Source organism: Pelagovum pacificum, from assembly GCF_016134045.1.
GTDB classification, from domain to species: Bacteria; Pseudomonadota; Alphaproteobacteria; order Rhodobacterales; family Rhodobacteraceae; genus Oceanicola; species Oceanicola pacificus_A.
Window position 1 is genome coordinate 3,853,916 of record NZ_CP065915.1, and the last position, 24,632, is coordinate 3,878,547.

25 protein-coding genes are annotated in these 24,632 nt (G+C 65.6%); 18 read left to right on the plus strand and 7 right to left on the minus strand.

The annotated features are described in order from the left end of the window. Positions 1-32: 32 nt before the first annotated feature. Together I8N54_RS18960 and I8N54_RS18965 are read left to right on the plus strand one after the other, a co-directional pair. The gene (locus I8N54_RS18960; protein ID WP_140194992.1) at positions 33-971 is read left to right on the plus strand and encodes a diacylglycerol/lipid kinase family protein; all 939 of its coding nucleotides are present in this window, start codon (positions 33-35) and stop codon (positions 969-971) included. Then, on the plus strand, positions 968-1,789 hold the full coding sequence (locus I8N54_RS18965; RefSeq protein WP_140194990.1) for a metallophosphoesterase family protein: 822 nt from the start codon (positions 968-970) through the stop codon (positions 1,787-1,789). Before I8N54_RS18960 ends, I8N54_RS18965 begins: the two co-directional genes overlap by 4 nt. Here I8N54_RS18965 and I8N54_RS18970 read toward each other — a convergent pair. Continuing rightward, positions 1,780-2,700 (minus strand): cation diffusion facilitator family transporter, encoded by a 921-nt coding sequence (locus I8N54_RS18970; protein WP_140194988.1) that lies wholly within the window; start codon positions 2,698-2,700, stop codon positions 1,780-1,782. The genes I8N54_RS18965 and I8N54_RS18970 overlap by 10 nt on opposite strands. A gap of 188 nt (positions 2,701-2,888) precedes the next feature. Here I8N54_RS18970 and I8N54_RS18975 point away from each other — a divergent pair, with 188 nt between their 5' ends. The 5 genes from I8N54_RS18975 (at position 2,889) to I8N54_RS18995 (ending at position 8,477) form a co-directional block, all read left to right on the plus strand. Next, entirely contained in the window at positions 2,889-4,238 is a 1,350-nt protein-coding gene (locus tag I8N54_RS18975) for an SH3 domain-containing protein (RefSeq protein WP_140194986.1), read from the plus strand. A 106-nt stretch (positions 4,239-4,344) separates the two neighbouring features. Continuing rightward, the gene (locus tag I8N54_RS18980) at positions 4,345-4,953 is read left to right on the plus strand and encodes a CDP-alcohol phosphatidyltransferase family protein (protein WP_140194984.1); all 609 of its coding nucleotides are present in this window, start codon (positions 4,345-4,347) and stop codon (positions 4,951-4,953) included. Between the two features lie 12 nt (positions 4,954-4,965). Then, complete coding sequence (locus I8N54_RS18985) at positions 4,966-6,159, plus strand: ABC transporter substrate-binding protein (RefSeq protein WP_140194982.1); 1,194 nt, start codon at positions 4,966-4,968, stop codon at positions 6,157-6,159. 1 nt (position 6,160) lies between these two features. Then, positions 6,161-7,855: an ABC transporter permease gene (locus tag I8N54_RS18990; RefSeq protein ID WP_140194980.1), complete on the plus strand. Its 1,695-nt coding sequence runs from the start codon at positions 6,161-6,163 to the stop codon at positions 7,853-7,855. After that, positions 7,848-8,477, plus strand: coding sequence for an ATP-binding cassette domain-containing protein (locus I8N54_RS18995; RefSeq protein WP_140194978.1), 630 nt, complete (start codon positions 7,848-7,850; stop codon positions 8,475-8,477). Before I8N54_RS18990 ends, I8N54_RS18995 begins: the two co-directional genes overlap by 8 nt. A 169-nt stretch (positions 8,478-8,646) precedes the next feature. On the opposite strand, the gene msrA is transcribed toward I8N54_RS18995, so the two are convergent. Continuing rightward, positions 8,647-9,315, minus strand: coding sequence for a peptide-methionine (S)-S-oxide reductase MsrA (gene msrA / locus I8N54_RS19000; RefSeq protein ID WP_140194976.1), 669 nt, complete (start codon positions 9,313-9,315; stop codon positions 8,647-8,649). Between the two features lie 145 nt (positions 9,316-9,460). On the opposite strand from msrA, the gene I8N54_RS19005 reads away from it, so the two are divergent. Beyond that, entirely contained in the window at positions 9,461-10,159 is a 699-nt protein-coding gene (locus I8N54_RS19005; protein ID WP_140194974.1) for a sulfotransferase-like domain-containing protein, read from the plus strand. Positions 10,160-10,390: 231 nt separating this feature from the next. Here the strand turns inward: I8N54_RS19005 and I8N54_RS19010 are convergent, their stop codons facing one another. Further along, complete coding sequence (locus tag I8N54_RS19010) at positions 10,391-10,852, minus strand: GNAT family N-acetyltransferase (protein WP_140194972.1); 462 nt, start codon at positions 10,850-10,852, stop codon at positions 10,391-10,393. 350 nt (positions 10,853-11,202) lie between these two features. After that, positions 11,203-12,426 carry an argininosuccinate synthase gene (locus I8N54_RS19015; protein ID WP_140194970.1) on the minus strand — a complete coding sequence of 408 codons (1,224 nt, stop codon included), beginning with the start codon at positions 12,424-12,426 and terminating at the stop codon, positions 11,203-11,205. Positions 12,427-12,551: 125 nt separating this feature from the next. Between I8N54_RS19015 and I8N54_RS19020 the strand changes: the two genes are divergently transcribed. Beyond that, entirely contained in the window at positions 12,552-13,343 is a 792-nt protein-coding gene (locus tag I8N54_RS19020) for a hypothetical protein (protein WP_140194968.1), read from the plus strand. On the opposite strand, the gene I8N54_RS19025 is transcribed toward I8N54_RS19020, so the two are convergent. After that, complete coding sequence (locus I8N54_RS19025; protein ID WP_140194966.1) at positions 13,310-13,774, minus strand: NUDIX hydrolase; 465 nt, start codon at positions 13,772-13,774, stop codon at positions 13,310-13,312. The genes I8N54_RS19020 and I8N54_RS19025 overlap by 34 nt on opposite strands. Before the next feature lie 70 nt (positions 13,775-13,844). On the opposite strand from I8N54_RS19025, the gene hslO reads away from it, so the two are divergent. From hslO to I8N54_RS19060, 7 genes are all read left to right on the plus strand, one after another. Next, complete coding sequence (gene hslO / locus I8N54_RS19030) at positions 13,845-14,834, plus strand: Hsp33 family molecular chaperone HslO (protein ID WP_140194964.1); 990 nt, start codon at positions 13,845-13,847, stop codon at positions 14,832-14,834. Continuing rightward, positions 14,831-15,412, plus strand: a complete 582-nt coding sequence (locus I8N54_RS19035; protein WP_140194962.1) for a CoA pyrophosphatase — start codon at positions 14,831-14,833, stop codon at positions 15,410-15,412. The genes hslO and I8N54_RS19035 overlap by 4 nt, the downstream gene beginning before the upstream one ends. After that, a complete protein-coding gene (locus tag I8N54_RS19040) occupies positions 15,409-16,569 on the plus strand; it encodes a CCA tRNA nucleotidyltransferase (RefSeq protein WP_140194960.1) in 1,161 nt (386 codons plus the stop codon). Before I8N54_RS19035 ends, I8N54_RS19040 begins: the two co-directional genes overlap by 4 nt. Before the next feature lie 185 nt (positions 16,570-16,754). Further along, positions 16,755-18,602: an ABC transporter ATP-binding protein gene (locus tag I8N54_RS19045; RefSeq protein WP_140194958.1), complete on the plus strand. Its 1,848-nt coding sequence runs from the start codon at positions 16,755-16,757 to the stop codon at positions 18,600-18,602. Positions 18,603-18,691: 89 nt separating this feature from the next. After that, positions 18,692-20,452, plus strand: a complete 1,761-nt coding sequence (locus tag I8N54_RS19050) for an ABC transporter ATP-binding protein (RefSeq protein ID WP_197097571.1) — start codon at positions 18,692-18,694, stop codon at positions 20,450-20,452. A 1-nt stretch (position 20,453) separates the two neighbouring features. Beyond that, entirely contained in the window at positions 20,454-21,635 is a 1,182-nt protein-coding gene (locus I8N54_RS19055) for a class I SAM-dependent RNA methyltransferase (RefSeq protein WP_140194954.1), read from the plus strand. A gap of 191 nt (positions 21,636-21,826) precedes the next feature. Next, the gene (locus tag I8N54_RS19060; RefSeq protein ID WP_408635328.1) at positions 21,827-22,219 is read left to right on the plus strand and encodes a L,D-transpeptidase family protein; all 393 of its coding nucleotides are present in this window, start codon (positions 21,827-21,829) and stop codon (positions 22,217-22,219) included. A 7-nt stretch (positions 22,220-22,226) separates the two neighbouring features. Here I8N54_RS19060 and dalA read toward each other — a convergent pair whose 3' ends face one another. Next, complete coding sequence (gene dalA, locus I8N54_RS19065; RefSeq protein ID WP_140194950.1) at positions 22,227-22,805, minus strand: divisome-associated lipoprotein DalA; 579 nt, start codon at positions 22,803-22,805, stop codon at positions 22,227-22,229. Between the two features lie 172 nt (positions 22,806-22,977). Between dalA and I8N54_RS19070 the strand changes: the two genes are divergently transcribed. Together I8N54_RS19070 and I8N54_RS19075 are read left to right on the plus strand one after the other, a co-directional pair. Then, positions 22,978-23,556, plus strand: a complete 579-nt coding sequence (locus tag I8N54_RS19070; protein WP_140194948.1) for a L,D-transpeptidase — start codon at positions 22,978-22,980, stop codon at positions 23,554-23,556. A gap of 75 nt (positions 23,557-23,631) precedes the next feature. Further along, positions 23,632-23,874 (plus strand): hypothetical protein, encoded by a 243-nt coding sequence (locus I8N54_RS19075; RefSeq protein ID WP_140194945.1) that lies wholly within the window; start codon positions 23,632-23,634, stop codon positions 23,872-23,874. A 2-nt stretch (positions 23,875-23,876) separates the two neighbouring features. Here I8N54_RS19075 and mtgA read toward each other — a convergent pair whose 3' ends face one another. Next, the gene (mtgA, locus tag I8N54_RS19080) at positions 23,877-24,614 is read right to left on the minus strand and encodes a monofunctional biosynthetic peptidoglycan transglycosylase (RefSeq protein ID WP_140194943.1); all 738 of its coding nucleotides are present in this window, start codon (positions 24,612-24,614) and stop codon (positions 23,877-23,879) included. Between the last annotated feature and the right edge of the window lie 18 nt (positions 24,615-24,632).

Here is a 24,632-nt window from a genome sequence, read left to right on the forward strand (position 1 = left end):
GTTCAGACACTGGATATGTCAGGGGACGCATCATGGCGAATGCCGGTCTTGCAGAGACAACGGACCACTTCACCGCGCGCAAGGTGCGGGTCATCGCGAACCCCGGGTCGGGGCGCAATTCCCGTGACAAGGAGGCGATCGACGCCGCGCTGGATGTGTTCGGCGCAGAGACGGAGCTTGTTCGCTGGGACCCGAAAGAAGACATCGCTGAACTGGTCCGCCGGCTGATCGACGACGGCGCGGACCTGATCGTCTCGGCGGGGGGCGATGGCACCACGATGGCGATCGCTGGTGCCATGGTCGGGACCGGTGTGCCGATGGGTGCGCTACCCCTCGGCACTTTCAACTATTTTGCCCGTGGCCTTGGCCTGTCGGAAGAACCCGAGGAAGCGGCGCGGCAGATCCTGAAGGGCGCGCCGCATGCGATCCGGGTCGGCATGGTGAACGGACAGGTCTTCCTGAACAATGCCAGCCTCGGCATCTATCCGTCGATCCTGCGCGAGCGGGAGACGGTGTACAAACGGTGGGGCCGCTTGCGGCTGATGGCGCACTGGTCGGTCGCCAAGACGTTCTTCCGCTTCCAAAGGCCCATGCACCTCGAGATCGACGCCGACGGCAAGAAGACGACCCAGCGCACCGCGCTGGTCTTCGTGTCGCGCTCCGCCTTCCAGCTGGAGCGGTTTGGGCTCGAGGGCGAGCCTGCGATTTCACACGACGCCTTCGCCGTTCTGGTCGCGAACGCCGAAAGCCGCCTCGACCTGTTCAAGTTGTCTTGGCGGCTGGTCATGCGCACCGTGCGCAGCGGCCGGGACTACGACGTGATCGAGGCAAAGACCCTCGACATCGCCACCCGCCGTCGCAAGGCGCTGCTCGCGTTCGATGGCGAAAAGCGGCTCGAAGAGAGCCCGTTCAATTTCCGAATGTCCGACGAGGATTTGCTGATCATGATCCCTGAAGAAGGACCGGCATGAGCCGGATCGTCCATCTCTCTGACCTGCATTTCGGCCGGGACAGGCCCGAACTGGAAGACCCGCTCCTCGCCAAGCTGGAAGAGATCGACCCCGATCTCGTCGTGATCTCGGGCGATTTCACCCAGCGCGCCCGCGTCTCGCAATACGAAGAAGCGCGGCGCTTCGTCGAGCGGATCGGCCCGCGCGTCATCGCGGTGCCCGGCAATCATGACACGCCGCTCGACAACCTGTGGGTCCGTTTCGTGCGCCCGTGGGCGCGTTATCGTGCCGCCATCGACCGGGAGCTGGAGCCGACCTTCTCCGACAATTCAGTCGTGATCGTCGGGGTAAACACGGTGAACCGCTTCTCGTGGCAACGCGGCAAGATCGGGCGCCATACGGTCGATCGCGTCTGCCGTGCCTTCGACGGGGTCGAGCGCCGCACCCGGATCGCGGTGATGCACCATCCGCTCGAGCACGGGCCCGATGTCGACAAACGACTGATGCAGGGATCGAACGAGGCGCTTCGGCGTCTCGAGGCCTGCGGAACCGACCTCGTCCTGTCGGGGCATCTGCACAATGCCTCCGCCGCGCCGTTTACCAATGCGCCGGGCCTGTTGTTCGTTCAGGCCGGTACGGGGCTGTCGACGCGGTTGCGAGGCGAGGCGAACACCTTCAACCTGATCGAGGCAGAGCCCGGGTTGATCCATATCGACGTCTATTCGGCCGGCGAAAGCCCGACTTTCGAGAAGCGCGAAAGCGCGTCATTCTACCGGACGGGACATGGCTGGGCCGAGACGCCGTCGGACGAGCCGAAGGCGCAGCGCGCTCAGGCGTGACCGAGGACCGGCGCGCCGGAGCAGGCGTGTACCGCGCATTCCAGTTCCAGCGTCGAATGCTCGATCCCGAAACGGTCGTGCAGGCGTGACTTGATCTTGGACTTGATCGCGTCCGCGTCGGCCCAGCGGCCATTCGCGATGACCACGTGCGCCTCGAACCCGGCGAGCCGTTCCTCGACCTGCCAGAGGTGGACATGGTGCACGTCGCGCACCCCGGACACGCCGGCGATCTCGGCGATGACCTTGCCGGTGTCGATCCCGGTGGGTTTGCCCAGCATCAGGACGCGGATCACTTCGCCGATCTCGGAGAACGACATCCAAAGGATGTAGGCCGAGATCAGCAGCGTGATGACCGGGTCGATCCACATCCAGCCGAACATGATGATGAGCGTGCCCGAAAGGATCACCGCGACGGACCCTGCCGCGTCGGCCACGTTGTGCAGGAAGGCGGCGCGGATGTTCTGGCTCGACTTCGACATCGCGTAGGTCAGCGCGGCGGTCGCCAGGTCGATGACCAGCGCGATGCCCGCGATGATGACCACGGCCCAGCCTGCCACCGGCTCCGGCGAGAAGAAGCGCATGACTGCTTCGTAGGCGAGGTAGAGGCCCAGGACGATCAGTGTGGTGTAGTTGATCAGCGCCGCGACCGTTTCGGCCCGCGCGTACCCGAAGGTCATGTCCTTGTCCGCCGGACGCCGCGCGATCTTGCGGGCGGCAAAGGCGATGACGAGCGCCATCGCGTCCGACAGGTTGTGCAGCGCGTCGGCGATCAGTGCGAGCGAGCCCGAGAAGATACCACCGACGATCTGCGCGACCGTCAGGCCGAGGTTGCCGGCCACCGCAAGCGCAAGCCGCCCATCGCCTTCGGGGACTTCGTGATGATGGTGATGGTGGCTGTGATCGTGCGGCATGCTCGACAGCTAAACATCAAAAATATTCATGTCGAGTGTCACAAGTTGGTGCGCACCGGATATTGACCGGACCCGCTGTGACTGAAGAACAATACAGGCGGCGGCGATGTAGGGAAAACCAGTCTTGGTGAACGGCGCGCGTGCGGATTAAATTCCTGAAAAGCAATTTTGCATGACGGAGCCGATCCATGTTTCCCAGACCACTATTCCTGCTCTTTTCACTCCTTTTGTTTCCCCTTCAGGCCATGGCCGAAGGCCGGTTCTCCGGCGCTTGGGAAGTCGTGCTGAACGGCTCCGGCCCGCAGATCATGTGGCTCGAACTTTTTGACGACGGCGCGGGCGACGTGACCGGGTCGGGTACGACGACAGATGACTTCCAACCGGGCGGGGCGTCGTCCGTGTCGGTGCTGTCGGGCACGACGGTCGGTAACTCCATGCAGCTGGTTATGCGGAGCGACTTCTCCGCCGGCGGCAGCGCGACGGTGCAGCTTTCCGCGGTCGAGTCTGGCGGCGGCCTTTCGGGCTCCATCATCCACAACGGCTCTTTCCTGCCTGTCACACTCGTCAATCGCGCCGCGCCGTCCGACCCGGCGAGTTGCCTCGAGCTCGACGCGGTGACCGCGGAGTTGAACGCCTCCGCCGACACCGAGATGGTGCAGCAGATCCGTGGCATCTACACGATCAACGGCCTCGCCTTCGGAGGAGAACGCACGGACGCCAAGTGCAGCGCCGCGCTGATCGACCTCGAGGAGATGGTCTACAGCATGAATGAACCAAACCCGCTCGCCCCGGTTCGGGTCGATCCGGTGACTTACGATGTCAGTTCGTGGCGGCCGGTTGCGGGTGGCTCGGGCATTTCGCTCTGGAATCACAACAACTCGTCGATGGGGTGGGAAAGCGGCCCCGGTGATCGCCGCGTGATCTGGTATTACCAACCGCGCAGCGGGCTGAGCGGCGTCGGCGTCCGGCAGGGCACCCTGCTGTTCGAGGGCACCCGCGTCGGCAACCGGATGGAAGGCCGCGCCCGGATCTTCACCGGGGCTTGCGGTCCTTACAGCTACTACGTCGAAGGGCCGATCGCTTCGAACAATATCGAGGTGACGATGACGGGTCAGAAGCCCGTGGTGAACGATGCCTGCCAGATCACCGGCACCGCGCCCGATACGCTGCGCTTCAACTATGTCGCTGATGCGCCGAATTCCGGCCCGGCAGAGCCGTCGGACGAGCCGATGGAGGGTGATGTGCCCGGTTTCGGCGTCTGGGCCGACCGTTTCGCCGTGCAGCGTGTCGCCTCGAATGACACCCTGAATGTCCGCACCGGGCCCGGAACGGGCTATGCCGTCGTCGGAGAACTGCCGCCAACCGCGCAGGGCATTCTGGTCGAGGCGGGCGGCTGCACCCCCGAGATGGACCAGATCGCCTACGATCAGGCGAACCGGGCCCAGCGGACGCAGATGATCTCGACCCGGTGGTGCGACGTCTCGTGGGGCAGCCTGCGCGGCTGGGTCTATGCGGGGTATCTGCGGTCCAGCGACTGACCTGTTCGCCCCGTCCCTCGACGGGCGGGGCGAAATGCTTCGGCGCCTCACGTTCGCGTTTGGCCGATGGACGAAAGCGCAGCCATGGTGCACGACTTGTCGCACCATGCTGGACGCCGCTTTTCGCAAGATCATCGACCCGCCACTCAACCGGCTTGGCCGGAGGATGGCCGACCGTGGGATCAGCGCGAATGCCGTCACGCTCGCCGGGCTCGGGATCGGCATCCTCGCGGTGCCGGCGATCTGGGCCGGGGCTTTTGGCCTCGCCCTGGTGATCGTGCTGGTATCGCGATTGTCGGACGGTCTCGACGGGGCGATTGCGCGGGCGTCGCAGAAGACCGCGTTCGGCGGCTACCTCGACATTGTCGCCGACTTCGCCTTCTACGGGATCATCCCGCTCGCCTTCGTGCTGCATGACCCTGACGCGAACGGACTGGCCGGGGCGTTCGTGCTCGCCAGTTTCTACGTCAACGGCAGCAGCTTCCTCGGCTACGCGATCCTCGCCGAGAAGAAAGGGATCGAGACCTCAGCCCAGGGGCAAAAGACGCTCTACTACTCCAACGGCCTGCTGGAGGGCGCGGAGACGATCGGTTTCTTCGTCGCCATCTGCCTGTTCCCGGACGCCTTCCCGGCGCTCGCGTGGGTCTTCGGTGGCCTCTGTTTCGTTACTGCGACCCTGCGCGTCTACGGCGCCAGCAGGGTCTTCACCGCCTGAAAGGACAAGAACATGCGTGCTGTCGTCATCGCCGCGCTCATCGCGACCCCCGCTTTCGCCGACCCCGATCCCGCCGACTGGGATGCCGTGCTGGCCGAGGCCGAGGGGCAGACCGTCTACTGGTACGCCTGGGGCGGGTCGACCACGACCAACGACTTCATCGCCTGGACCGGTGAGCGGTTGTCGGAAGAGTACGGCGTCACGGTCGAGCAAGTGAAACTCACCGACACTGCCGACGCTGTCACCCGCGTGCTGGCGGAGCGTGAAGCGGGCGAGGACGCTGACGGCGCGGTCGATCTCATCTGGATCAACGGCGCGAACTTCGCTTCCATGAAAGAGCAGGAGCTTCTGTTTGGCCCCTTCGCCGAGGACCTGCCGAACTGGCAATATGTCGATGTCGACGGCAAGACCGTGCAGACCGACTTTACCGTTCCCACTGAAGGCTACGAGTCCCCGTGGGCGATGGCGCAGGTCGTCTTCATGCACGACACCGCCGACCTCGAAGAGCCGCTCGGCTCCATGGAAGAGATCCTCACCTGGGCAGAAGCGAATCCGGGTCGGTTCACCTATCCCCAGCCGCCGGACTTCCTCGGCACCACGTTCCTGAAACAGGCACTGATCGAACTGGTCGACGATCCCGCTGTCCTGTCGGAGCCTGTGGACGCAGTCGATTACGAGGCTGTCACCGCGCCGCTCTGGGAGTATCTCGACGCTCTGACGCCGGTCCTCTGGCGGGAAGGGCGGGCCTATCCCGACACCGGGCCCCGGCAGCTTCAGCTGATGAACGACGAGGAAATCGACCTCGCCATTTCCTTCTCGCCGGGGGAGGCCTCGACCGCCATCGCCAACTTCCAGCTGCCCGAGACAGTGCGGACCTTCGTTCTGGACGACGGAACCATCGGCAACGCCTCCTTCCTCGCCATCCCCTACAATTCCGGCAGCAAGGCCGGCGCGATGGTGTTGGCCAACTTCATCCTGTCGCCCGAGGCGCAGGCGCGGGCGCAGGATCCCGAAGTGCTTGGCTACGGCACGGTCCTCGACCTGTCGACGCTGGATGAAGAAGACCGGCAGGCGTTTGAGATGATCCAGCTCGGCATGGCGACCCTGCCGCCGGAAGAGCTCGGCACCGTCCAGGACGAGCCGCACCCGAGCTGGGCAACCGCACTCGCTGACGACTGGCAGGAGCGCTACGGCGTCGCGGACTGATATGTCGCCGCGGCGGCGTCTTCCGCCACTCGTCCCGGCCCTGATGGTGCTGGCCCTGCTGGGGCCAGTCGCCGTCGGACTGTGGTGCACGATCCTCCCCGCCTTCGGCATGTTGCCCGGCGCCGAGGGGGACGGACTGTCGCTTGCCGCCTTTGGTCGCCTGTTCGATTGGCGCGGTCTGCCGGGCGCGGTTTGGCTGTCGGCCTTCACTGGGATCATCTCGACCGCCGGCGCGCTTCTGGTGGCGACGCTGGTTCTGGCCGGCTGGACCGGAACGCGGACTTTCGCCCTGTTGCAACGGACCTTGTCCCCGCTCCTGGCGCTGCCGCACGCCGCGGCGGCCTTCGGGCTGGCCTTCCTGATCGCGCCATCGGGCTGGATCGCGCGGGCCCTGTCGCCGTGGCTGACGGGCTGGGACAAGCCGCCCGACCTGCTGATCCCGCAGGATCCGTGGGGCATCGCGCTGATCCTCGGGCTGATCGCGAAGGAGGCGCCGTTCCTGCTGCTGATGTCACTCGCGGCCCTGCCGCAAGCGCAACCCGCGCAAAGCCGCCTCGTCTCGACCGCGCTTGGCTACGGGCGGGTCACCGGATTTCTGAAGGCGGTCTACCCCCGGCTCTATGCCCAGATCCGGCTACCGGTCTACGTCACGCTCGCCTACTCGATGTCGACGGTCGACGTGGCGATGATCCTTGGTCCGAACACGCCGCCGACCCTGTCGGTGCAGATCGTGCGTTGGATGGCAGACCCCGACCTGACCTACCGGCTCCAGGCGGCGGCGGCCGCGCTCCTGCAACTTGCCCTCGTCGTCGCGGCGATCGGTCTTTGGCGCGTTGGCGAGCTTGTCGCCGCCATGATCTGGCAGCGATGGGTCGAGGCCGGCACGCGCGGTCGCTTCGACGCGCCCCTGCGCGGTCTCGGCCTCATCCTCGGCACCTCAGCGGCGCTGGCAGTGATCCTCGGTCTGATCTCGCTTCTTGTCTGGTCCTTCGCGGCAAGGTGGAGCTTTCCCTCCGCCCTGCCGGAAGCACCGACCCTCATAAGCTGGATGCGGCATGGTCCGGAGGCGCTCCACACGCTCGGCAGCACGGTCCTGATCGCAGGGACCGCAACGCTCATCGCACTCGCCCTGACCATCGCCTGCCTCGAGGCGGAGCATCGCAACGAAGTGCGCATGGGGCGCAGTATCGTCATCCTCTACCTGCCGCTGCTGATCCCGCAGACCGCCTTCCTGCCGGGGCTTCAGATCATGCTGTTGAACCTGTCGCTGGACCGGGGCCTGTTGCCGGTGATCGCGGCGCACCTCGTCTTCGTGCTGCCCTATGTCTACCTGTCGCTGCAGACGCCGTTTCATGCGTGGGACACGCGGCAGGCAACCGTTGCGGCCGCGCTCGGAGCGGGGCCGGGACGCATCCTCTGGCGCGTGCGGTTGCCGATGCTGCTCCGCTCGGTTCTGACGGCGGGTGCGGTGGGCTTTGCCGTCTCCGTCGGGCAGTATCTGCCGACCCTGCTGACCGGAGGAGGCCGCGTGCAGACCCTGACCACCGAAGCCGTTGCCCTGTCATCCGGCGGCGACCGCCGCGCGATCGGTGTCTGGGGCCTGATGCAGACGCTGGCCGCGTTCCTGCCCTTCGCGCTCGCGCTCGGCCTTCCCGCCATCGTCTGGCGCAACCGGAGGGGGCTGGCCGATGTCTGAGGGACTGACGCTCGACCAAGTGCGGATCACGCGCAAGGGGGAGACCCTCGTCGCTGTCGACCGGACAGTCGGACCCGGCGACGTGCTCACGATCATGGGGCCGTCCGGCTCCGGCAAGTCGACGTTGCTGGCCTTCGTCACCGGCACCCTGTCCCGCGCGTTCGAGGCGGAGGGCCGGGTGCTGCTGAACGGCACGGACGTGACCGACCTGCCGCCCGAGCGCCGCCGCATCGGCATCCTGCTACAGGACGACCTGCTGTTCCCGCACATGTCGGTTGCCCAGAACCTCGCCTTCGGCCTGCGCCCCGGCCCCGACCGACGGCAGCGGATCGAGGAAGCCCTCGCCGAAGTCGACCTCGCCGGTTACGGCCTGCGCGACCCGGCGACCCTGTCGGGTGGTCAGAGGTCCCGGATCGCCCTGATGCGGATGCTGCTGTCGGAACCGGCTGCGCTGCTCCTCGACGAACCGTTCTCGCGCCTCGACGCGGCCCTGCGCGACCGTGTCAGGGACCTGGTCTTCACCCGCGCCCGCGCCCGCCAGCTGCCCGTCCTGCTGGTCACCCACGACGCCGCCGATGCCGACGCAGCGAGCGGAGATGTCGTGACGCTGGAGACAAACTGAAAAGGCTCGCGCGGCGGCAACCACACGAGCCCTTGCTGGATACGAAAAGCCACGCTGCTGATCGTTGTTTTCGATCCCGAATATAGCAAATACGTTCTGTTCTCGCAACGCTTAGTCGCTCGCACTTGCGCACTTCGCTATTTTGGCACCCAGTGCATATCGATGCGACTTACGACGCCGGCAGGAACGGGGCGTCGCTGCCCCAGAGTTCTTCGATCCGGGCGTCGCGGCCGCAGCCTTCGCGGTAGAAGTCGTATGCCTCGGACTGACGCTTCGGGCCGCCGCGGGTCAGGATCAGGTTGGAGCCCTTGTAGTAATCCTGGTGCTTGTCCTCGGCGATGTAGAACGGCTGCAGATCGAGGATCGGCGTGACGATCTCCTGCCCGAGTTCTTCCTCCGCCGCGGCCTTGGCGGCTTCGGCGACCTGGCGCTCTTCTTCGGAGCCGACGAAGACAGCCGTGCGGTAGCTCTCGCCACGGTCGCAGAACTGGCCGCCCGCGTCTGTCGGGTCGATCGAGCGGAAGAACAGGTCCAGTAGCTGGCGGCGGTCGACGACGGAGGGGTCGTACATGATCTCGACCGCCTCGTAGTGGCCGGTGCCGCCACGGCTCACTTCCCGGTAGGTCGGGTTCTCGGTCGTGCCGCCAGTATAGCCGGACACGGCCTCGCTGACGCCTTGGACCTTTTCGAAGTCCGCTTCGACGCACCAGAAGCAGCCGCCGGCCACGGTGAGCACGCCCTGGTCCTGGGCGCGGGCCTTGCCGCCGGTGAGGGCCATGCCGGCCGCGATGGCGCCGACCAGGGCGATGGTTTTGACGCAACTCTTGAGACTGTTCATCTTGATACCTCCAGTTGGCGCAACCCTCTGCCGCGCAATGCGATCCGGCAACACACCCGGTCGTGAGGTCACGTCCTCTTTATATCTTGGAACATTTCCGCCCAGGACATAGCGTTCGCCGGACCGCCGCAACCGGGAGCCCCAGATGAAGATCGCCTGCTGGTCAGGACCGCGGAACCTGTCGACCGCGATGATGTATTCCTTCGCCAGCCGGCCCGATTTCGCTGTGTGGGACGAGCCTTTCTACGCGGCCTACCTGCTTCATACCGGCATTCCCCACCCGATGCGGGACGAGATCATTGCGAGCCATGAGCCCGACCCAAACCTCGTCGGGGCGATGTGCAAGGGGACGATCCCGGAGGGGAAGGCGAACTTCTACATGAAACATATGGCGCTCCATATGTTACCGGAATTCCCGATGGACTGGGCGGAGAGCTGCACCAACATCCACCTGCTGCGCCATCCGGCGCGGGTCGTCGCCTCCTACGGGGCGAAACGGACCGGAGTCACGCAGGACGACATCGGCTTCCGGCAACAGGTCGAGGTCTACAAAAAGGTGGGCGGTGTCGTGGTCGACAGCGCCGACATCCGCAAGAGCCCGCGCGCCACGCTGGCGCGGCTCTGCAATGCGATCGGGCTGGAGTTCGACCCAGCTATGTTGTCGTGGTCCGAGGGTGGGCACCCCTCTGACGGGATATGGGCCTCTCACTGGTACGGCGCGATCCACAAGAGCACCGGGTTCGCCGGCGCCGAAGGGCCGCTGCCGGAGCTCGAAGGCGATGCTGCCGCCCTGATGGAAGAGGCGCTGCCCTATTACCGGACCCTTGAGGCACACAAGATCTGACGGGCTGTGCACGGTCGGCGACCGGCCGTCAGGTCTTTCGCGACAGCGGTCCGAAGCCGACGCAGGTCGCGCGTCTGGCGGATCTTCGCGCGGCTGCGTGCAACTCGGCCATAAGGGATTACGTGTATTCAGACGTTCCACTCACGGAATGTCGGTGATCCGGTTCCTCCCCCCGAAATCCGGATCCCGAAACAGCCCGCATGCCGTCCCCTCGGTGCGGGCTGTTTCATTTCAGACAGGCCTCGACAGGATCACTTCCTTGCCGTCCATGTCGCCGGTCGGGGCGAAGCCTGCTGATTGGTAGAAAGCGAGCGCCGCCGCGTTCGTCTCGACACAGCTGGTCATGAGCCGGGGCAGGCCACGGTCACGTGCCCAGTCGCAGATCAAGGCGATCGCCGCCTTGCCGTAACCCTGACGTTGCTTGCCGTCGGCGATCATCATGCGCCAGAGAAATGCGGAGTTCTCGTCATCGTGCGGTTCACGGTGGTCATGTTCGCGCATGTCGATGACCTGGCAGAAGCCGACACGGTCGTCGCCGTCCATGATCCCGAACGCGTGGGCGCCCGTTTCGTAATGGAGCTGCGCGAGGGACCAGACGTTCGGCGCGACGAAGCTGTCCTGATCGGCACCGACCCTCAGCTGGGCCAGCGGGACGACATCGTCGCGGACGACGGGCTTCAGCGTGACGGACATGGGGCGATTTCCTCTTACCGGGGGCTTGGTCAGTTGGCCGATACTTGCCCCGACGCGCCGGGGCGTGTCAGCAGAAAACACCGTCGCAGAAAAACTGAAAAAAGATCTGACGCGATGAAACTTGCTGTCCCAGCCTCACGTGCCTTTGACATATCGGCGGTTAGCTACGCCGAACTTTGAGAGTTTTTGTGACGATCCGGACTGCTGTGACGAGGATGAGCACGTCATGAGTGCCACGACGGCCCAGTGATCTGACCTGATCGAACAGGGCGCGGAGACGACCCCTCGCCGCGCCTCGATGAAGCCCGCGCCCTCCCCTCGGCGCGGGCTTCGTTGTTTTTCGGCGGCGCTTACTTCAGACGGCGCTTGCGACCGGCCAGCAGCTTGAGCCGCAGCGCGTTCAGCTGGATGAAGCCCGCGGCGTCCTTCTGATCGTAGGCGCCAAGATCCTCTTCGAACGTCACGTGCGCCTCTGAGTAAAGCGAGTTCTCCGACCAGCGCGCGACGGTCCGGCAGGAGCCCTTGTAGAGCTTCACGCGAACGGTTCCCGAGACGAGCTCCTGGCTCTTGTCGATCAGCGCCTGGAGCATCTCGCGCTCGGGCGAGAACCAGAAGCCGTTGTAGATCAGCTCCGCGTAGCGCGGCATGATGCTGTCCTTCAGGTGGCCGGAACCGGAATCGAGCGTGATCTGCTCGATCCCCCGATGGGCTTCCAGGAGGATCGTGCCACCGGGCGTTTCGTAGATGCCACGGCTCTTCATGCCGACGAAGCGGTTCTCGACAAGGTCGAGGATACCGACGCCGTGCTTGCCGCCGAGCTCGTTCAGCTTCGTCAGGATGGTCGCGGGCGACATCGCTTCGCCGTTGATCGCGACGGCGTCGCCCTTCTCGAAGGTGATCTCGACCATCTCCGGCTCGTCCGGCGCATCTTCGGGGCGGGTGATCCGCTGAAGCACGTAATCGGGCGCCTCTTCAGAGGGATTCTCCAGCACCTTGCCCTCGGACGAGGTGTGCAGAAGGTTGGCGTCGACCGAGAACGGCGCCTCGCCGCGCTTGTCCTTGGCGATCGGGATCTGATTGGCTTCCGCGAACTCGAGAAGCCGGGTCCGGGAGGTCAGGTCCCACTCGCGCCACGGCGCGATGACCTTGATGTCGGGGTTCAGCGCGTAGGCCGCCAGCTCGAACCGGACCTGGTCGTTGCCCTTGCCCGTCGCGCCGTGCGCTACGGCATCGGCACCGGTCTCTGCCGCGATCTCGACCAGCCGCTTGGAAATCAGCGGGCGCGCGATCGAGGTGCCGAGCAGGTACAGGCCCTCGTACAGCGCGTTGGCGCGGAACATCGGGAAGACGAAGTCTCGGACGAACTCTTCTCGAACATCCTCGATATAGATGTTCTCCGGCTTGATGCCGAGCATCTCCGCTTTCTTGCGGGCCGGCTCAAGCTCCTCCCCCTGGCCGAGGTCGGCGGTGAAGGTCACCACCTCGCAGCCATATTCGGTCTGGAGCCACTTCAGGATGATCGAGGTGTCGAGGCCACCGGAATAGGCGAGCACGACTTTCTTCGGCGCGGACATGTGTCACTCCGTCTTGATGAACGGATGCGAGGTAGCGGGAATCCCCGAAAGGGGCAAGCTGGCCGCTTGACCCGGGGTGGCTCAGCAGGTCACGTAGCGCCGCAAGTCGGAAGGAGTGACCGGGAATGTCTGTCCATATCGTGCGCCACGCGATCATGATGGTGCTGCGCAACATCGTGGACGCGCTGAAGGTCTCGGCCGTACCGGTCGCGCTGGGTCTGATCCTCGCCGTCGTCCTCATCACCGTGCTCGGACTTGACCTCGAAACGGTGCAGATGATGAGCGATCCGGTCGCAATGTCCGATCCGGAAGCGATTGCGGTCGAGGACGCGGGCCCGATGCTCATCCTGCTGCTGGTCCTGATCCCGACGGTCCTGTTTGTCTTCGGCTGGGTGGCCGTCGCGTGGCATCGGTTCGTGCTGCTCGAGGAATATCCGGGTGCAGTGCCGACGACCCCGTTTCCGGCCGTGCGCACCTACGTCGGCCGCTCCCTGTTGATCGGTGTGCTCATCTTGCTTGTGATGGTGCCCTCGATGTTCGTCCTGTCGCTGGTTCTGACGCCGCTGATGATGGTGAACCAGTTGCTCGGCATCTCCGTCTTCACCATCCTGCTCAGCCTCGTGACGAGCTACGTCTCGCTCCGCTGGGCGCTGGTTCTGCCGGCCGCCGCGATCGGCGACAGCATGAAGCTGTCGGAAAGCTGGTCGCGGACGGCGAAGCTGTCCAACCAGATCCTCGGCGTCGCGCTGCTGCTGGCGCTGCTGAACTTCGTGCTCGGCCTGCTCGCCGTGCCGTTCGGAGCGCTGGGCGGACAGGTCATCGGCATCGCCATCACCTGGTTCGTCGGCATGGTCGGCCTCAGCGTGCTGACCACGCTCTACGGTCACCTGGTCGAGAACAGGCCCCTTGCCGAATAGAGCAGCCGGTCGAGCGCGTCGCGCTCCCCGTCGTTCGCCAGCAGGTCCAGCGCCTCTTCCGGGCTGAGCCAGACGGCCACGTGCCCAGGCTCCGTCGGCGCCGAGAGTCGGCGCACCGGACGGGCAATGTAGAGGTGCGCGACCTTCTCCGCCCACATCTCGTAATCCGGCATGAAGGCGAAGCGGCGGTAGGCGCCGATCCGGCGCGGCCGCGCGATGGACCAGCCGGTTTCCTCGTAGACCTCGCGGTGCAGCGCGCGAATTGGGCTTTCGCCGGGGTCGATGCCGCCGCCCGGACACTGGAACTCCGCATCCGGTTCGGCCTGGAACGTGGTAAGCAACTTGCCGTCCCGCGGCAGGATCGCATAGGCGCCAGGGCGGTGCTTGTAGCGCAGGCCGGGTATGACGCGTTCTCCGTAGCGACGGATCATGGGGTTTCACCTTTCCTTGTCGCACCTATATGGACGCGGTATGCCAACCCCCGACAGGTTAGGAAAGCCCATGACCCTCGGCTCTCAGATCGCCTGGGACGATACCGTCCTGCCCTTTCAACTCGACCGCTCGGACGTCCGGGGCCGGGTGGCGCGTCTTGACGGGGTCCTTGAAAAGGTTCTGTCCCAGCATGACTACCCCCCGGCCATCGAGGCGCTCGTCGCCGAAATGGCCCTGCTCACCGCGCTGATCGGCCAGACGATCAAGCTGCGCTGGAAGCTGTCCCTGCAAGTGCGCGGCGACGGCCCGGCCCGGCTGATCGCCACCGACTATTACGGCCCCTCCAAGGAGGGTGAGCCGGCGCAGATTCGTGCCTATGCCAGCTACGACGCGGACCGGCTCGACCCCACGGGCGATGCCTTTCCGCAGATCGGCAAGGGCTATTTCGCCATCCTGATCGACCAGGGTGACGGGATGACGCCCTACCAGGGGATCACCCCGATCGCCGGCGGCTCGCTTCGCACGTGTGCCGAGACGTACTTCGCCCAGTCCGAACAGCTTCCCACCCGGTTCGCGCTGTCCTTCGGGCGCTCCACCCTCGCGGGTGAGGCCGAACGCTGGCGCGCCGGTGGCGTGATGCTTCAGACCATGCCCAAGGCCTCCCCCTTCGCGAAAGGCGAGGGCGGATCCGGCGAAGGCGGGCTGATGCTGCCGGAAGACATCCTCGACGGCGACGACGAGGAGAACTGGAACCGCGCGAACATCCTGCTCGACACGGTCGACGACATCGAACTGATCGGCCCGCAGGTCCAGCCGACCGACCTTCTGGTCCGGCTGTTCCACGAGGAAACGCCCCGGGTCTTCGACCCGCAGCCCGTGCAGTTCGGTTGCACCTGTTCGTCCGAGCGCGTGCGTCAAAGCTTGTCCATCTACTCCAAGAAGGACATCGCCTACATGACGACCGAGGATGGCATCGTCACCGCCGACTGCCAGTTCTGTGGCGCGCATTACGAGTTCGAGCCCGAGACGCTCGGCTTCCAGGCGACGAAAGAGCCGTGACGGATCTTCGGGCGCGCCTTGTCACCGCGGTCTCCCGCGAGAGCGAGGGCTCGTCCGATTTCGACTTCAACAAGGGCAATAGACCGGCGGGGCGCGTTCTGCGTGCCGCCGGTGTCCTGATCGCCGTCACGGAAGAGGCGCGGGTGATCCTCACCATGCGGTCCTCGCGGCTGAAACATCACCCCGGACAGATCGCCTTTCCTGGCGGCAAGCAGGAGCCGACAGATGCGTCACTCATGGACGCCGCGCTGCGCGAGGCGGAGGAAGAGGTCGGATTGAGCCGGAACAGGGTCGATATGATCGGCCCGCTACCGCCGCATGAGACGGTCACGGGCTTCTCCGCGACGCCGTTCGTGGCGATGGTGCAGGGCCGGTTCGACCCGGTGCCGGAGGCAGGTGAAGTCGCGGAAGTCTTCGAGGTCCCGCTCGATTTCCTGGCCGATCCCGGCAACTACCGGATCGAAAGCCGCGAATGGCAGGGGCAGCGACGCAGCTACCTCGTCTGCCCCTACGGACCGTACTACATCTGGGGCGCCACCGCGCGGATGCTGCGCGGTCTGGCGGACCGCCTGTCATGACCCGGATCGACGCGGACTGGCTGACCTCTGCGCCGTCGCAAGCGGTCTGCGGCGCGCTCACCGATGCCGGGCACCAAGCATGGTTCGTCGGTGGTTGCGTTCGCAACGCGCTGCTGCGCGCGCCGGTCAGCGACCTCGACATCTCGACCGACGCGCATCCAGAACAGGTCATCGCGCTGGCCGAGGCGGCTGGATTGAAGGCCGTGCCGACGGGCGTCGAGCATGGCACCGTCACGGTCATCGCCGACGGCGCACCTTACGAGATCACGACCTTTCGCCGTGATGTAGAGACGGACGGCCGCCGTGCGGTGGTGGCTTTCTCCGACAGTCTGGAGGAAGACGCCCGCCGCCGCGACTTCACGATGAACGCGCTTTATGCGGCGCCGGACGGCACGGTCGCTGATCCGATCGGCGGGTTGCCGGACCTCGAGGCGCGCCATGTCCGCTTCATCGACGACCCGGATCAGCGCATTCGCGAGGATTACCTCCGCATCCTGCGCTTCTTCCGGTTCCACGCGTGGTACGGCGACGCGGGCGAGGGGCTGGACGCAGATGGCCTCGCCGCCTGCGCGGCAAACGTCGAAGGCATCGGCGGCCTCTCGAAAGAGAGGATCGGCCACGAGATGCGCAAGCTGCTCGCCGCGCCCGATCCCGCGCCCGCCATCGCCGCGATGGAGGCCTGCGGGGCGCTGGCGCAGGTTCTGCCTGGGGCGAGTTCCGGACAAGTGGCCGTTCTGGTCCATGTGGAGGGTCAGGCCGGCCTCTCGCCCGACTGGATTCGCCGCCTCGCCGCGATGGGCGGCGTGGAGGTCGGCGACGCGCTCCGGCTGTCGCGGGCCGAATCGCGGGACCTCGAACGGCTGTCCGAAAGCCGCGACAGCGACATGGGCGCGGGGGAGCTCGGCTATCGGCTCGGCGAAAAGGCGCAGGACGTTCTGGTGCTCCGGGACGCGCTTTTCGTGCGCCCGTTCGATAACAGGCAGGCGTCCGAAGCACGGCAGGGTGCAGGGCAAAAGTTCCCTTTGTCCGCTGGCGATCTGAAGGGTCGGCTGGAGGGCAAGGCGCTTGGGGATTACCTGAAATCGGCGGAGCGGAAATGGATCGACAGCGGCTTCAGACTGGACCGCGCAGCGCTATTGCATGACTCGGGCATGTAAGGGGTGACAGCCGCGAAAGATTGGTCTAAGCAACCGTCACGAACATTCAGGAGGTGCTGATGAATACCGGGATTATTAACGAACTGGCCTGACCCAGTCCGATCCCGATCGCGGCGGACTTGGTCTGCACCGCGATAATTTCATCGCCCCTTCCTAGACTACTCCAAAAAATCAGGACTCCTGAGATGTTCCGTTTCTTCGAGAACCTCGTCGACCCCTACAGCCGTTATGACGAAGCCGACAAACCGCCGCGCAAGCTGTGGCCGTTCATGCTCGGTTACCTGCAACCGTTCCGGAAAATGCTCGGCTGGACGATGGTGTTCGCCGCCGTCGTGGCCGCGATCGAGCTCTGGCTGATCTGGTACATGGGTCGGTTCGTCGACGTGCTGACCGCGACTGACCGGGCAGAGGTCTGGCAGAGCTTCGCGGTCGAATTCGTGATGGTGGCGCTGTTCATCCTGATCGTGCGGCCGCTGATCTACGCGATCCATATCGCGCTGCTGAACAACACGCTGGTTCCGACGCTCGGCGCGCTGGTGCGCTGGCGGGCGCACCGTCACGTGCTGCGCCAGTCCGTCGGCTGGTTCGAGAACGACTTCGCCGGGCGGATCGCGAACCGGATCACCCAGACGCCGACCGCCGCGACCGAGGCCACGTTCCAGGTGCTCGATGCCGTGAGCTTCGCGATCGCCTACGTGATCGGCTCCGCCGTCCTGCTGTGGGGCGCCGATCCCCGGCTCCTGATCCCGCTGGTCGTCTGGCTCGGTCTCTACATGTGGCTGATGACATGGGTCGTGAAGAACGTCGGTCCGGCCTCAAAGGCGAGCTCGGACGCGCGGTCGGAATTCACGGGCCGCGTGGTGGACAGCTACACCAACATCAACTCGGTGAAGATGTTCGCGCACCATGATCGTGAGATCGACTACGCCAAGGGCGCGATCGACAAGACGCTGACCACCGTCCAGAAAGAGCACCGCATCTATTCCACGATGGACATCGGCCTGACCGCGCTGAACGGCGTGCTGGTCGTGGTCATCACCGGGTGGGCCGCGTGGCTCTACATCAACGGCTCGGCCTCGGTCGGGATCGTCGCGGCGGCGGCGGCGCTGACGCTGCGGCTTTCGGCGATGACCGGCTGGATCATGTGGGCGGTGACGCAGCTGTTCCGCAACCTCGGCATCGTGTCCGAGGGGATGGAGACGATCAGCCAGCCGATCCGGCTGCTCGACTCGCCCAAGGCCGGCACGCTCGAGGTCCACGAGGGCGACATCGCGATCGATAACCTGTCGCACCATTACGGCAAGACTCACGGCGGGCTCGACCGGGTGAACCTGACGATCCGCGCGGGCGAAAAGGTCGGTGTGGTCGGGCGCTCCGGTGCGGGCAAGTCGACGCTCGTGAAGTTGCTGCTGCGGTTCTACGACGCCGAACAGGGTCGCATCCTGATCGACGGTCGCGACATCGCCGAGGTCTCGCAGGACTCGCTGCGGGCCTCGATCGGGATGGTGCAACAGGATAGTGCCCTGCTTCACCGGTCGGTCCGCGACAACATCCTCTATGGTCGCCCCGGCGCCACTGAAGAGGCGATGGTCGACGCGGCGCGCAAGGCCGAGGCGCACGACTTCATCCTCACGCTCGAGGACGGGGAAGGGCGCAAGGGCTACGACGCGCAGGTCGGCGAACGCGGCGTGAAGCTGTCGGGCGGCCAGCGGCAGCGGATCGCGCTGGCCCGGGTCATGCTGAAGGACGCCCCGATCCTGCTGCTCGACGAAGCCACGTCGGCGCTCGATTCCGAAGTCGAGGCCGCCATCCAGGAGACCCTCTACGGGATGATGGAGGGCAAGACGGTGATCGCCATCGCGCACCGGCTGTCCACCATCGCCCAGATGGACCGCATTGTCGTCATGGACCACGGACGTATCATCGAAGACGGCCCCCATGCCGAGCTTCTCGCGCAGGGCGGACTATATGCCCAGCTGTGGAGCCGGCAGTCGGGCGGGTTCCTCGGTGACGACGTGGAGGCGGCGGAGTGATAGCGGACACCTACAGGCGATGGATAGACTGGTGCGCGAGCCTGATCAGCAGCGCGACCCCGGCGGACGGACCTCCGCCGGGGACCCTGATGAAATTCATCAACTGGTGCCTGAAGGGATCGTGGAAAGTCCTCGCTGTCGCCACTTTCCTGTCCGCGCTCGCCGGCGGGTCGGAGATGTTGTCGATGTGGCTTCTCGGCCAGGCGGTGGACGCCGCATCGACCGACATGTCGACCTTCTGGGCCAACTACAGCTGGCTCGTCGCGGCGTCGGTGCTGCTGTTGCTCGTGCTGCGGCCGCTGCTGGTCGGGGCCTCATCGACCTTCCAGTCCGTTGTCATCGCGCCATCCATCTTCACCCTGACACTGTCGCGGCTGCACCGCTGGACGCTCGGCCATTCGGTGACCTTCTTCGACAACGACTTCGCCGGGCGACTGGCGCAGAAGCAGATGCAGCTGTCCCGCGCGCTGACGGATGTCGTGGTCGAGACGGTGAACGCCGTCCTTTTCGGTCTCGCGGCGCTCGTCGGCACGGCGGTCCTGATTTCCGCGGTGAACCCCGTGTTCCTCCTCATCCTGGGCGGCTGGTTCGTCGCCTATGTCGCGCTGCTGTGGTTCTTCCTGCCGCTGATCCGTACCCGGTCCAAGGCGCGCGCCGCTGCCCGAGCGATGGTGACGGGACAGGTCGTGGACACGATCACCAACATCAAGACGGTCAAGCTGTTCGCCCAAGCCGAGCATGAAGATCGCGCCGCAATCGGCGCGATGGAATCGTTCCAGGAAGAATCGACCCGGTTCGGCTCTGTTTCGGCGCTGTTCCGCTTTGGCCTGATCCTGATCGCCGGCTTTCTGCCGATCGCTTTGGTCGGCACCGGCCTGCTGCTTGGTCCCGCCGGCGGGGTGAGCACGGGCGACATCGCCGCGATCGGCGCAATGGCGATCCGGCTCGCGCAGATGACCGGCTGGATATCGTTCACCATGCTCGGCATCTACGGCAACATCGGTGAGATCGAGGATGGCATCAACACGCTGACGCCTGCCCACACGCTGGTCGATGCGCCCAATGCGACGGAGCTCACCGTGCAGGAAGGCGAGATCGTCTTCGACCACGTGAGCTTCGGCTACGGTCGGGATGTCGGCGGTATCCGGGACATCAACCTGACGATTCGCGCGGGTGAGAAGCTGGCCATCGTCGGCGCTTCCGGTGCCGGCAAATCGACGCTCGTCGCGCTGTTGATGCGGCTCTACGATCCGGAACAGGGACAGATCCGCATCGACGGTCAGGACATCCGCGTCGTCACGCAGGAGAGCCTGCGCCGCGCGATCGGGATGGTCACGCAGGAAACCGCGATGTTCAACCGGACGGCTGAGGACAACATCCTCTACGGGCGTCCCGACGCGTCCGAGTCGGACCTTGTCGATGCCGCCGAGCGGGCAGAGGCACACAGCTTCATCGAGTTGCTGGAGGACCACCGGGGCCGCAAGGGTTACGGTGCGCATCTCGGCGAGCGGGGCGTTAAGCTGTCCGGCGGCCAGCGGCAACGGATCGCGCTCGCCCGCGCCATGATCAAGGACGCGCCGATCCTCGTGCTGGACGAAGCGACCTCCGCGCTCGATTCCGAGGTCGAAGCGGCGATTCAGGACGCGCTCGACCGGGCGATGGAGGGCAAGACGGTGATCGCCATCGCGCACCGGCTGTCCACGATCAGCGACATGGACCGGATCATCGTGCTTGACGACGGGCGCATCGTCGAAGAGGGCAACCACGACCAGCTGCTCGCGAAGAGCGGCTTCTATGCCCGCTACTGGAACCGCCAGTCGGGCGGCTTCACACGGGACGCAGCCGAATAAGATGAAGATCGAAAGCCTGACGCACCACGGCCTTGGCCGCGCCGAAGATGGCACGCTCATTCCACGGGTCCTACCGGGCGAAGAGATCGAGGGCGAGAAGATCGTCACGCCGTCGTCCGATCGTGTCGCGCCGCCGTGCCGTCACTTCAGGACGTGCGGCGGATGCTCGATGCAGCATGCGAGCGACGCGTTCGTGGCCGCGTGGAAGATCGGGATCGTGGAGACGGCGCTCAAGGCGCGCGGGATCGACGGTGAGATCGCCGGGATAGAGACGTCCCCGCCGCGCTCGCGCCGCCGGGCGAAGCTGTCCGGGCGCCGTACCAAGAAGGGTGCGCTCGTCGGCTTTCATGCGCGCGGGTCGGACGTTCTGATCGAAGTGCCGGATTGCGAGATCCTGCTGCCCGCCCTGCGTGGCCTGATCCCCGCGCTCGAGGAGCTGACCGTCGCCATCGGTTCCCGGAAGGGAGAGATCGCCTACACGGTGACCGACACGCTGAACGGTCCGGATCTGCATATCCATAACGCCAAGCCGCTCGACGAGGAGCTGCGCCGCACGCTGGCCGACTTCGCGCAGGCGAACGACCTGTCGCGGCTGGTGCTCGAGGACGAGCAGATCGTCACCCGGCTGCCGCCCGTGCAGCAGTTCGGCAAGGCACAGGTCGCGCCGCCGCCCGGCGCGTTCCTCCAGGCGACGCGTCAGGGTGAGACGGCGCTGAAGACGCGCGTTCTCGACACCGTTCTCGGCGCGGCGCGCGTGGTCGACCTGTTCTCCGGCTGCGGCACCTTTTCCCTGCCCCTCGCGGAGCGAAGCGAGGTCCACGCGGTCGAAACTTTCGCCCCCATGCTGGAGGCTCTCGACAAGGGCTGGCGGCACACGCAGGGCATCAAGAAGGTCACGACCGAGAAACGCGACCTCTTCCGCAACCCGCTCGACGTGTCCGACCTCGGCCGGTTCGATGCCGCCGTGCTCGACCCGCCGCGTGCCGGGGCGGAGGCGCAAGTGCGCGAAATCGCCGATTCCGACCTCACCCAGGTTGCGATGGTGTCGTGCAATCCGGTGACCTTCGCGCGGGACGCGCAGACCCTGCTCGACGGCGGGTTCAAGATGGGCCCGATCACCGTCGTGGACCAGTTTCGCTGGTCCGCCCATGTCGAGCTGTTTGCCGCCTTCACGAGGCTGTGACGCCTTAACCTTCTAGCGACAGGTCCGAAAAACCGGTATACGGCTGCAAAAGGCGAAAACGCCAATTCAGGGTTTCCGGGTCAGTCAAAATGCGCATCCTCCGTATTGTCATGCTTCTCATGGCGGGTCTCGTTCTGACGTCGTGCGCGTCATCGAAGTTCCGCACTTACAACGGGCCGCAGGTGACGTCCGTGCAGGTGTGGAAGACGCAGCGCACCCTCGCGCTGATGCACGGGAGCCAGACCCTCGAGGTATATCCGTTCGAGCTGGGCTTCGCGCCGAACGGTCACAAGTACTTCGAAGGGGACGGCAAGACGCCCGAGGGGGTCTACCGGATCGACCGCCGCAACCCGAACAGCCAGTATCACCTGTCCGTCGGCATCTCCTATCCGGATCCGGAAGATGTGGCGCGCGCGCTCGAAGCCGGGCTCGACCCGGGCGGGGACATCTTCATCCACGGCACGCCCGACATGTTCGTCGGTCGCCGGGACTGGACGGCAGGTTGTATCGCGGTGAGCAACGAGGCGATCGAAGAGATCTACGCCATGGTGCAGGACGGCACGCCGATCGTCATCTACCCCTGAAGAGCGTCTATTCCGCCTGAACGACCGCGGCCGGGTTCGGCGCCGGTCGGGGCGCGGCCATCGCCGAATTGCCGATGACGAGGGTCCACCAGATCTTGCCGGCGGGCTCCTGAAACCACGAGAACCCCATCTCACGCGCGCGCGGATCGACGATCGTCTCGCGCGTATCGGGCGCCTGCATCCATGCGCCGAGGGTCTCGAGCTCTGTCTCGTAGGTCTCCGAGATGTTCTGCCCGAGGACGAGGCCCGGATAGCCGAAGCGCCGCGCACGATCGAGCGGGGAGGACCCGTCGGAGCCGAAGTGCCAGGGACGATTCTGCACGGCCATGTCCCGCGAATGGCTCGCGGCGGCGGAATTCAGACGGTCGTCGTAGACGATGGGCGAGACGCCGTTCGCGGCCCGGACGGAATTCACGCCTTCGAGCATCCGCGCCTGCACTTCGCCCGCGTCTTCGGTGGAGATGCGGTAGACCTGCGGTAGGGGGAGGCCGTCCGGACCAAGCTCGGCCCGTGGGGCGATGCCGCCACCGCCACAACCGGACGCCAGCAGGGCGCATGCCCCGATCAGCAGGTTTCTCCTGTCCATGACACGCCCCGTTGTTTTCTGCTCTTGCCTCCGGCTTACAGCCTGTCCCGTGTCCTTTCAAACCCAGTTTGGCTTGGGTTGGAGACTGTTACAGGTGTGTGAATTGCGGGGTACAGTGCCGACTCCTATGAGTTAAGCACTTTCACGCAACAAGGCCGGAGGCTTCCAGCCCATGAAAGACATCTCCCGCCGCGGCTTCATGGCCGCCACCGCCGCCACATTGGCGACCGGTGCCCAGGCGCAACAACGCAACTCGACAGAGATCGAGGCAGACATATCGAGCACCATCCGCCGCAACATCTCCAGCTTCCGTTCGCTGGACTGGCAGCCCTATTTCGACAACACGGTCGGCGGGGCGATCCTCGTCGATATCCGGTCGCGGGCGCTGCACTTCTGGTCGGAGGACCAGTCGATCTACAAGCTCTACCCGACCTCGGTCCCGCTAACGGAAGACCTGACGCGGCGTGGCCGGACAGAGATCGTGCGCAAGGTCGAAGGCCCCGAGTGGCGGCCTACGCCGTCGATGCGGGCGCGCAATCCCGACTGGCCCGAGTTCGTGCCACCGGGGCCGGACAATCCGCTCGGCACCCACGCGCTCTACCTCACGTGGCAATACTACCGGATCCACGGGACCCACGACACGCGCAAGATCGGGCGGCGCAGCTCGAACGGCTGCGTCGGTCTCTACAATGAGCATATCTCGGAGCTCTACGCGCTGACGCGGGTGGGGACCCAGGTGCTCTTGATCTGACGGGGCGGAGGGGCGATGGTCCGCAGGAAGGGCCTCCCGGTCGTCGGGGGGCCTCATCAACTGCCGGAGTCCGCCATGTCGCGCATCGCAATCGCCCTCGCCTTCACGCTCGCCGCATCGACCGCGATGGCCGACGGCCCGGCCGAGCCGGTCGCGCCTGCTGCCCCGGAACAGCCGATCGAGACGCAAACGCGGGGAAGCTCCTTCCCGGCGGAGACGCTTGTGACGTTCGCGGTGATCGCGATCATCGCGCTCGCCTTGAACGGTAACGGCAACGGGGCCAGCGCCGGGCCCGGTGCCGCCGCCTTCGGCGGCTGACTTCAGCCGTTTCCGACCTGGAAGCAGGCGGCGCGGCCATCCCGCTCAATGGTGGCGGCCCCGTCGAGGATCTGCTGCGCCCGCTGACGGATGTCGCTGGTCGGGTTGCTGGCGGATCGCGTCTTGGGCGACGGCAGGATCGCGGCAAGAAGTCCGGCCTGCATCGGTGACAGCTGGGACGCGGGGATGCCGAAATAGTGCTGCGCGGCGGCTTCAACACCGAACACGCCTTCGTCGAACTCCGCCACGTTGAGGTATACCTCAATGATGCGCTGTTTGCTCCAGATCGCCTCCACCACCGGCGTGACGAGCGCTTCGATCGCTTTCCGCGTGTAGTTGCGGCCGTGCCAGAGGTAGACGTTCTTCACCGTCTGCTGGCTGATCGTCGACCCGCCCCGGTCCCCGCCGGAGGCGATGGCGGCACGGATCGCCTGAAGGTCGAGCCCCCAGTGATTGCAGAAGTTCGCATCCTCGGCGGCCACGACTGCGCGGGCCATGACGGGTGAGACTTCGGACAGATCGACCCATTCCCGCTCGAGTGTCCCGAGTCGGGTGCGTTCGGTCAGCATGTAGGGGGTGGTCGGCGGGTTCATGAACGCAAAAAGGCTCACGAGCAGAAGGGTCAGCAAGACAAGGACTCCAAGAAATCGCAAGACCCAACGCCGGAGCCAGCGGATCGGTCCAAGGGTCCGGGTCTTCCCTGAAGCTTTGGTGCTTTTCGATCTTGCGCGACGCGCCATCCTGCCTGCCTCGTGCTT

What these genes read in the sequence shown, in the direction of transcription:
- I8N54_RS18960 (WP_140194992.1), top strand. Translation starts at nt 33, where the DNA reads ATGGCGAATGCCGGTCTTGCAGAGACAACGGACCACTTCACCGCGCGC.
- I8N54_RS18965 (WP_140194990.1), top strand. Translation starts at nt 968, where the DNA reads ATGAGCCGGATCGTCCATCTCTCTGACCTGCATTTCGGCCGGGACAGG.
- I8N54_RS18970 (WP_140194988.1), bottom strand. Translation starts at nt 2,700, where the DNA reads ATGCCGCACGATCACAGCCACCATCACCATCATCACGAAGTCCCCGAA.
- I8N54_RS18975 (WP_140194986.1), top strand. Translation starts at nt 2,889, where the DNA reads ATGTTTCCCAGACCACTATTCCTGCTCTTTTCACTCCTTTTGTTTCCC.
- I8N54_RS18980 (WP_140194984.1), top strand. Translation starts at nt 4,345, where the DNA reads ATGCTGGACGCCGCTTTTCGCAAGATCATCGACCCGCCACTCAACCGG.
- I8N54_RS18985 (WP_140194982.1), top strand. Translation starts at nt 4,966, where the DNA reads ATGCGTGCTGTCGTCATCGCCGCGCTCATCGCGACCCCCGCTTTCGCC.
- I8N54_RS18990 (WP_140194980.1), top strand. Translation starts at nt 6,161, where the DNA reads ATGTCGCCGCGGCGGCGTCTTCCGCCACTCGTCCCGGCCCTGATGGTG.
- I8N54_RS18995 (WP_140194978.1), top strand. Translation starts at nt 7,848, where the DNA reads ATGTCTGAGGGACTGACGCTCGACCAAGTGCGGATCACGCGCAAGGGG.
- msrA (WP_140194976.1), bottom strand. Translation starts at nt 9,315, where the DNA reads ATGAACAGTCTCAAGAGTTGCGTCAAAACCATCGCCCTGGTCGGCGCC.
- I8N54_RS19005 (WP_140194974.1), top strand. Translation starts at nt 9,461, where the DNA reads ATGAAGATCGCCTGCTGGTCAGGACCGCGGAACCTGTCGACCGCGATG.
- I8N54_RS19010 (WP_140194972.1), bottom strand. Translation starts at nt 10,852, where the DNA reads ATGTCCGTCACGCTGAAGCCCGTCGTCCGCGACGATGTCGTCCCGCTG.
- I8N54_RS19015 (WP_140194970.1), bottom strand. Translation starts at nt 12,426, where the DNA reads ATGTCCGCGCCGAAGAAAGTCGTGCTCGCCTATTCCGGTGGCCTCGAC.
- I8N54_RS19020 (WP_140194968.1), top strand. Translation starts at nt 12,552, where the DNA reads ATGTCTGTCCATATCGTGCGCCACGCGATCATGATGGTGCTGCGCAAC.
- I8N54_RS19025 (WP_140194966.1), bottom strand. Translation starts at nt 13,774, where the DNA reads ATGATCCGTCGCTACGGAGAACGCGTCATACCCGGCCTGCGCTACAAG.
- hslO (WP_140194964.1), top strand. Translation starts at nt 13,845, where the DNA reads ATGACCCTCGGCTCTCAGATCGCCTGGGACGATACCGTCCTGCCCTTT.
- I8N54_RS19040 (WP_140194960.1), top strand. Translation starts at nt 15,409, where the DNA reads ATGACCCGGATCGACGCGGACTGGCTGACCTCTGCGCCGTCGCAAGCG.
- I8N54_RS19045 (WP_140194958.1), top strand. Translation starts at nt 16,755, where the DNA reads ATGTTCCGTTTCTTCGAGAACCTCGTCGACCCCTACAGCCGTTATGAC.
- I8N54_RS19050 (WP_197097571.1), top strand. Translation starts at nt 18,692, where the DNA reads ATGAAATTCATCAACTGGTGCCTGAAGGGATCGTGGAAAGTCCTCGCT.
- I8N54_RS19055 (WP_140194954.1), top strand. Translation starts at nt 20,454, where the DNA reads ATGAAGATCGAAAGCCTGACGCACCACGGCCTTGGCCGCGCCGAAGAT.
- dalA (WP_140194950.1), bottom strand. Translation starts at nt 22,805, where the DNA reads ATGGACAGGAGAAACCTGCTGATCGGGGCATGCGCCCTGCTGGCGTCC.
- I8N54_RS19070 (WP_140194948.1), top strand. Translation starts at nt 22,978, where the DNA reads ATGAAAGACATCTCCCGCCGCGGCTTCATGGCCGCCACCGCCGCCACA.
- I8N54_RS19075 (WP_140194945.1), top strand. Translation starts at nt 23,632, where the DNA reads ATGTCGCGCATCGCAATCGCCCTCGCCTTCACGCTCGCCGCATCGACC.
- mtgA (WP_140194943.1), bottom strand. Translation starts at nt 24,614, where the DNA reads ATGGCGCGTCGCGCAAGATCGAAAAGCACCAAAGCTTCAGGGAAGACC.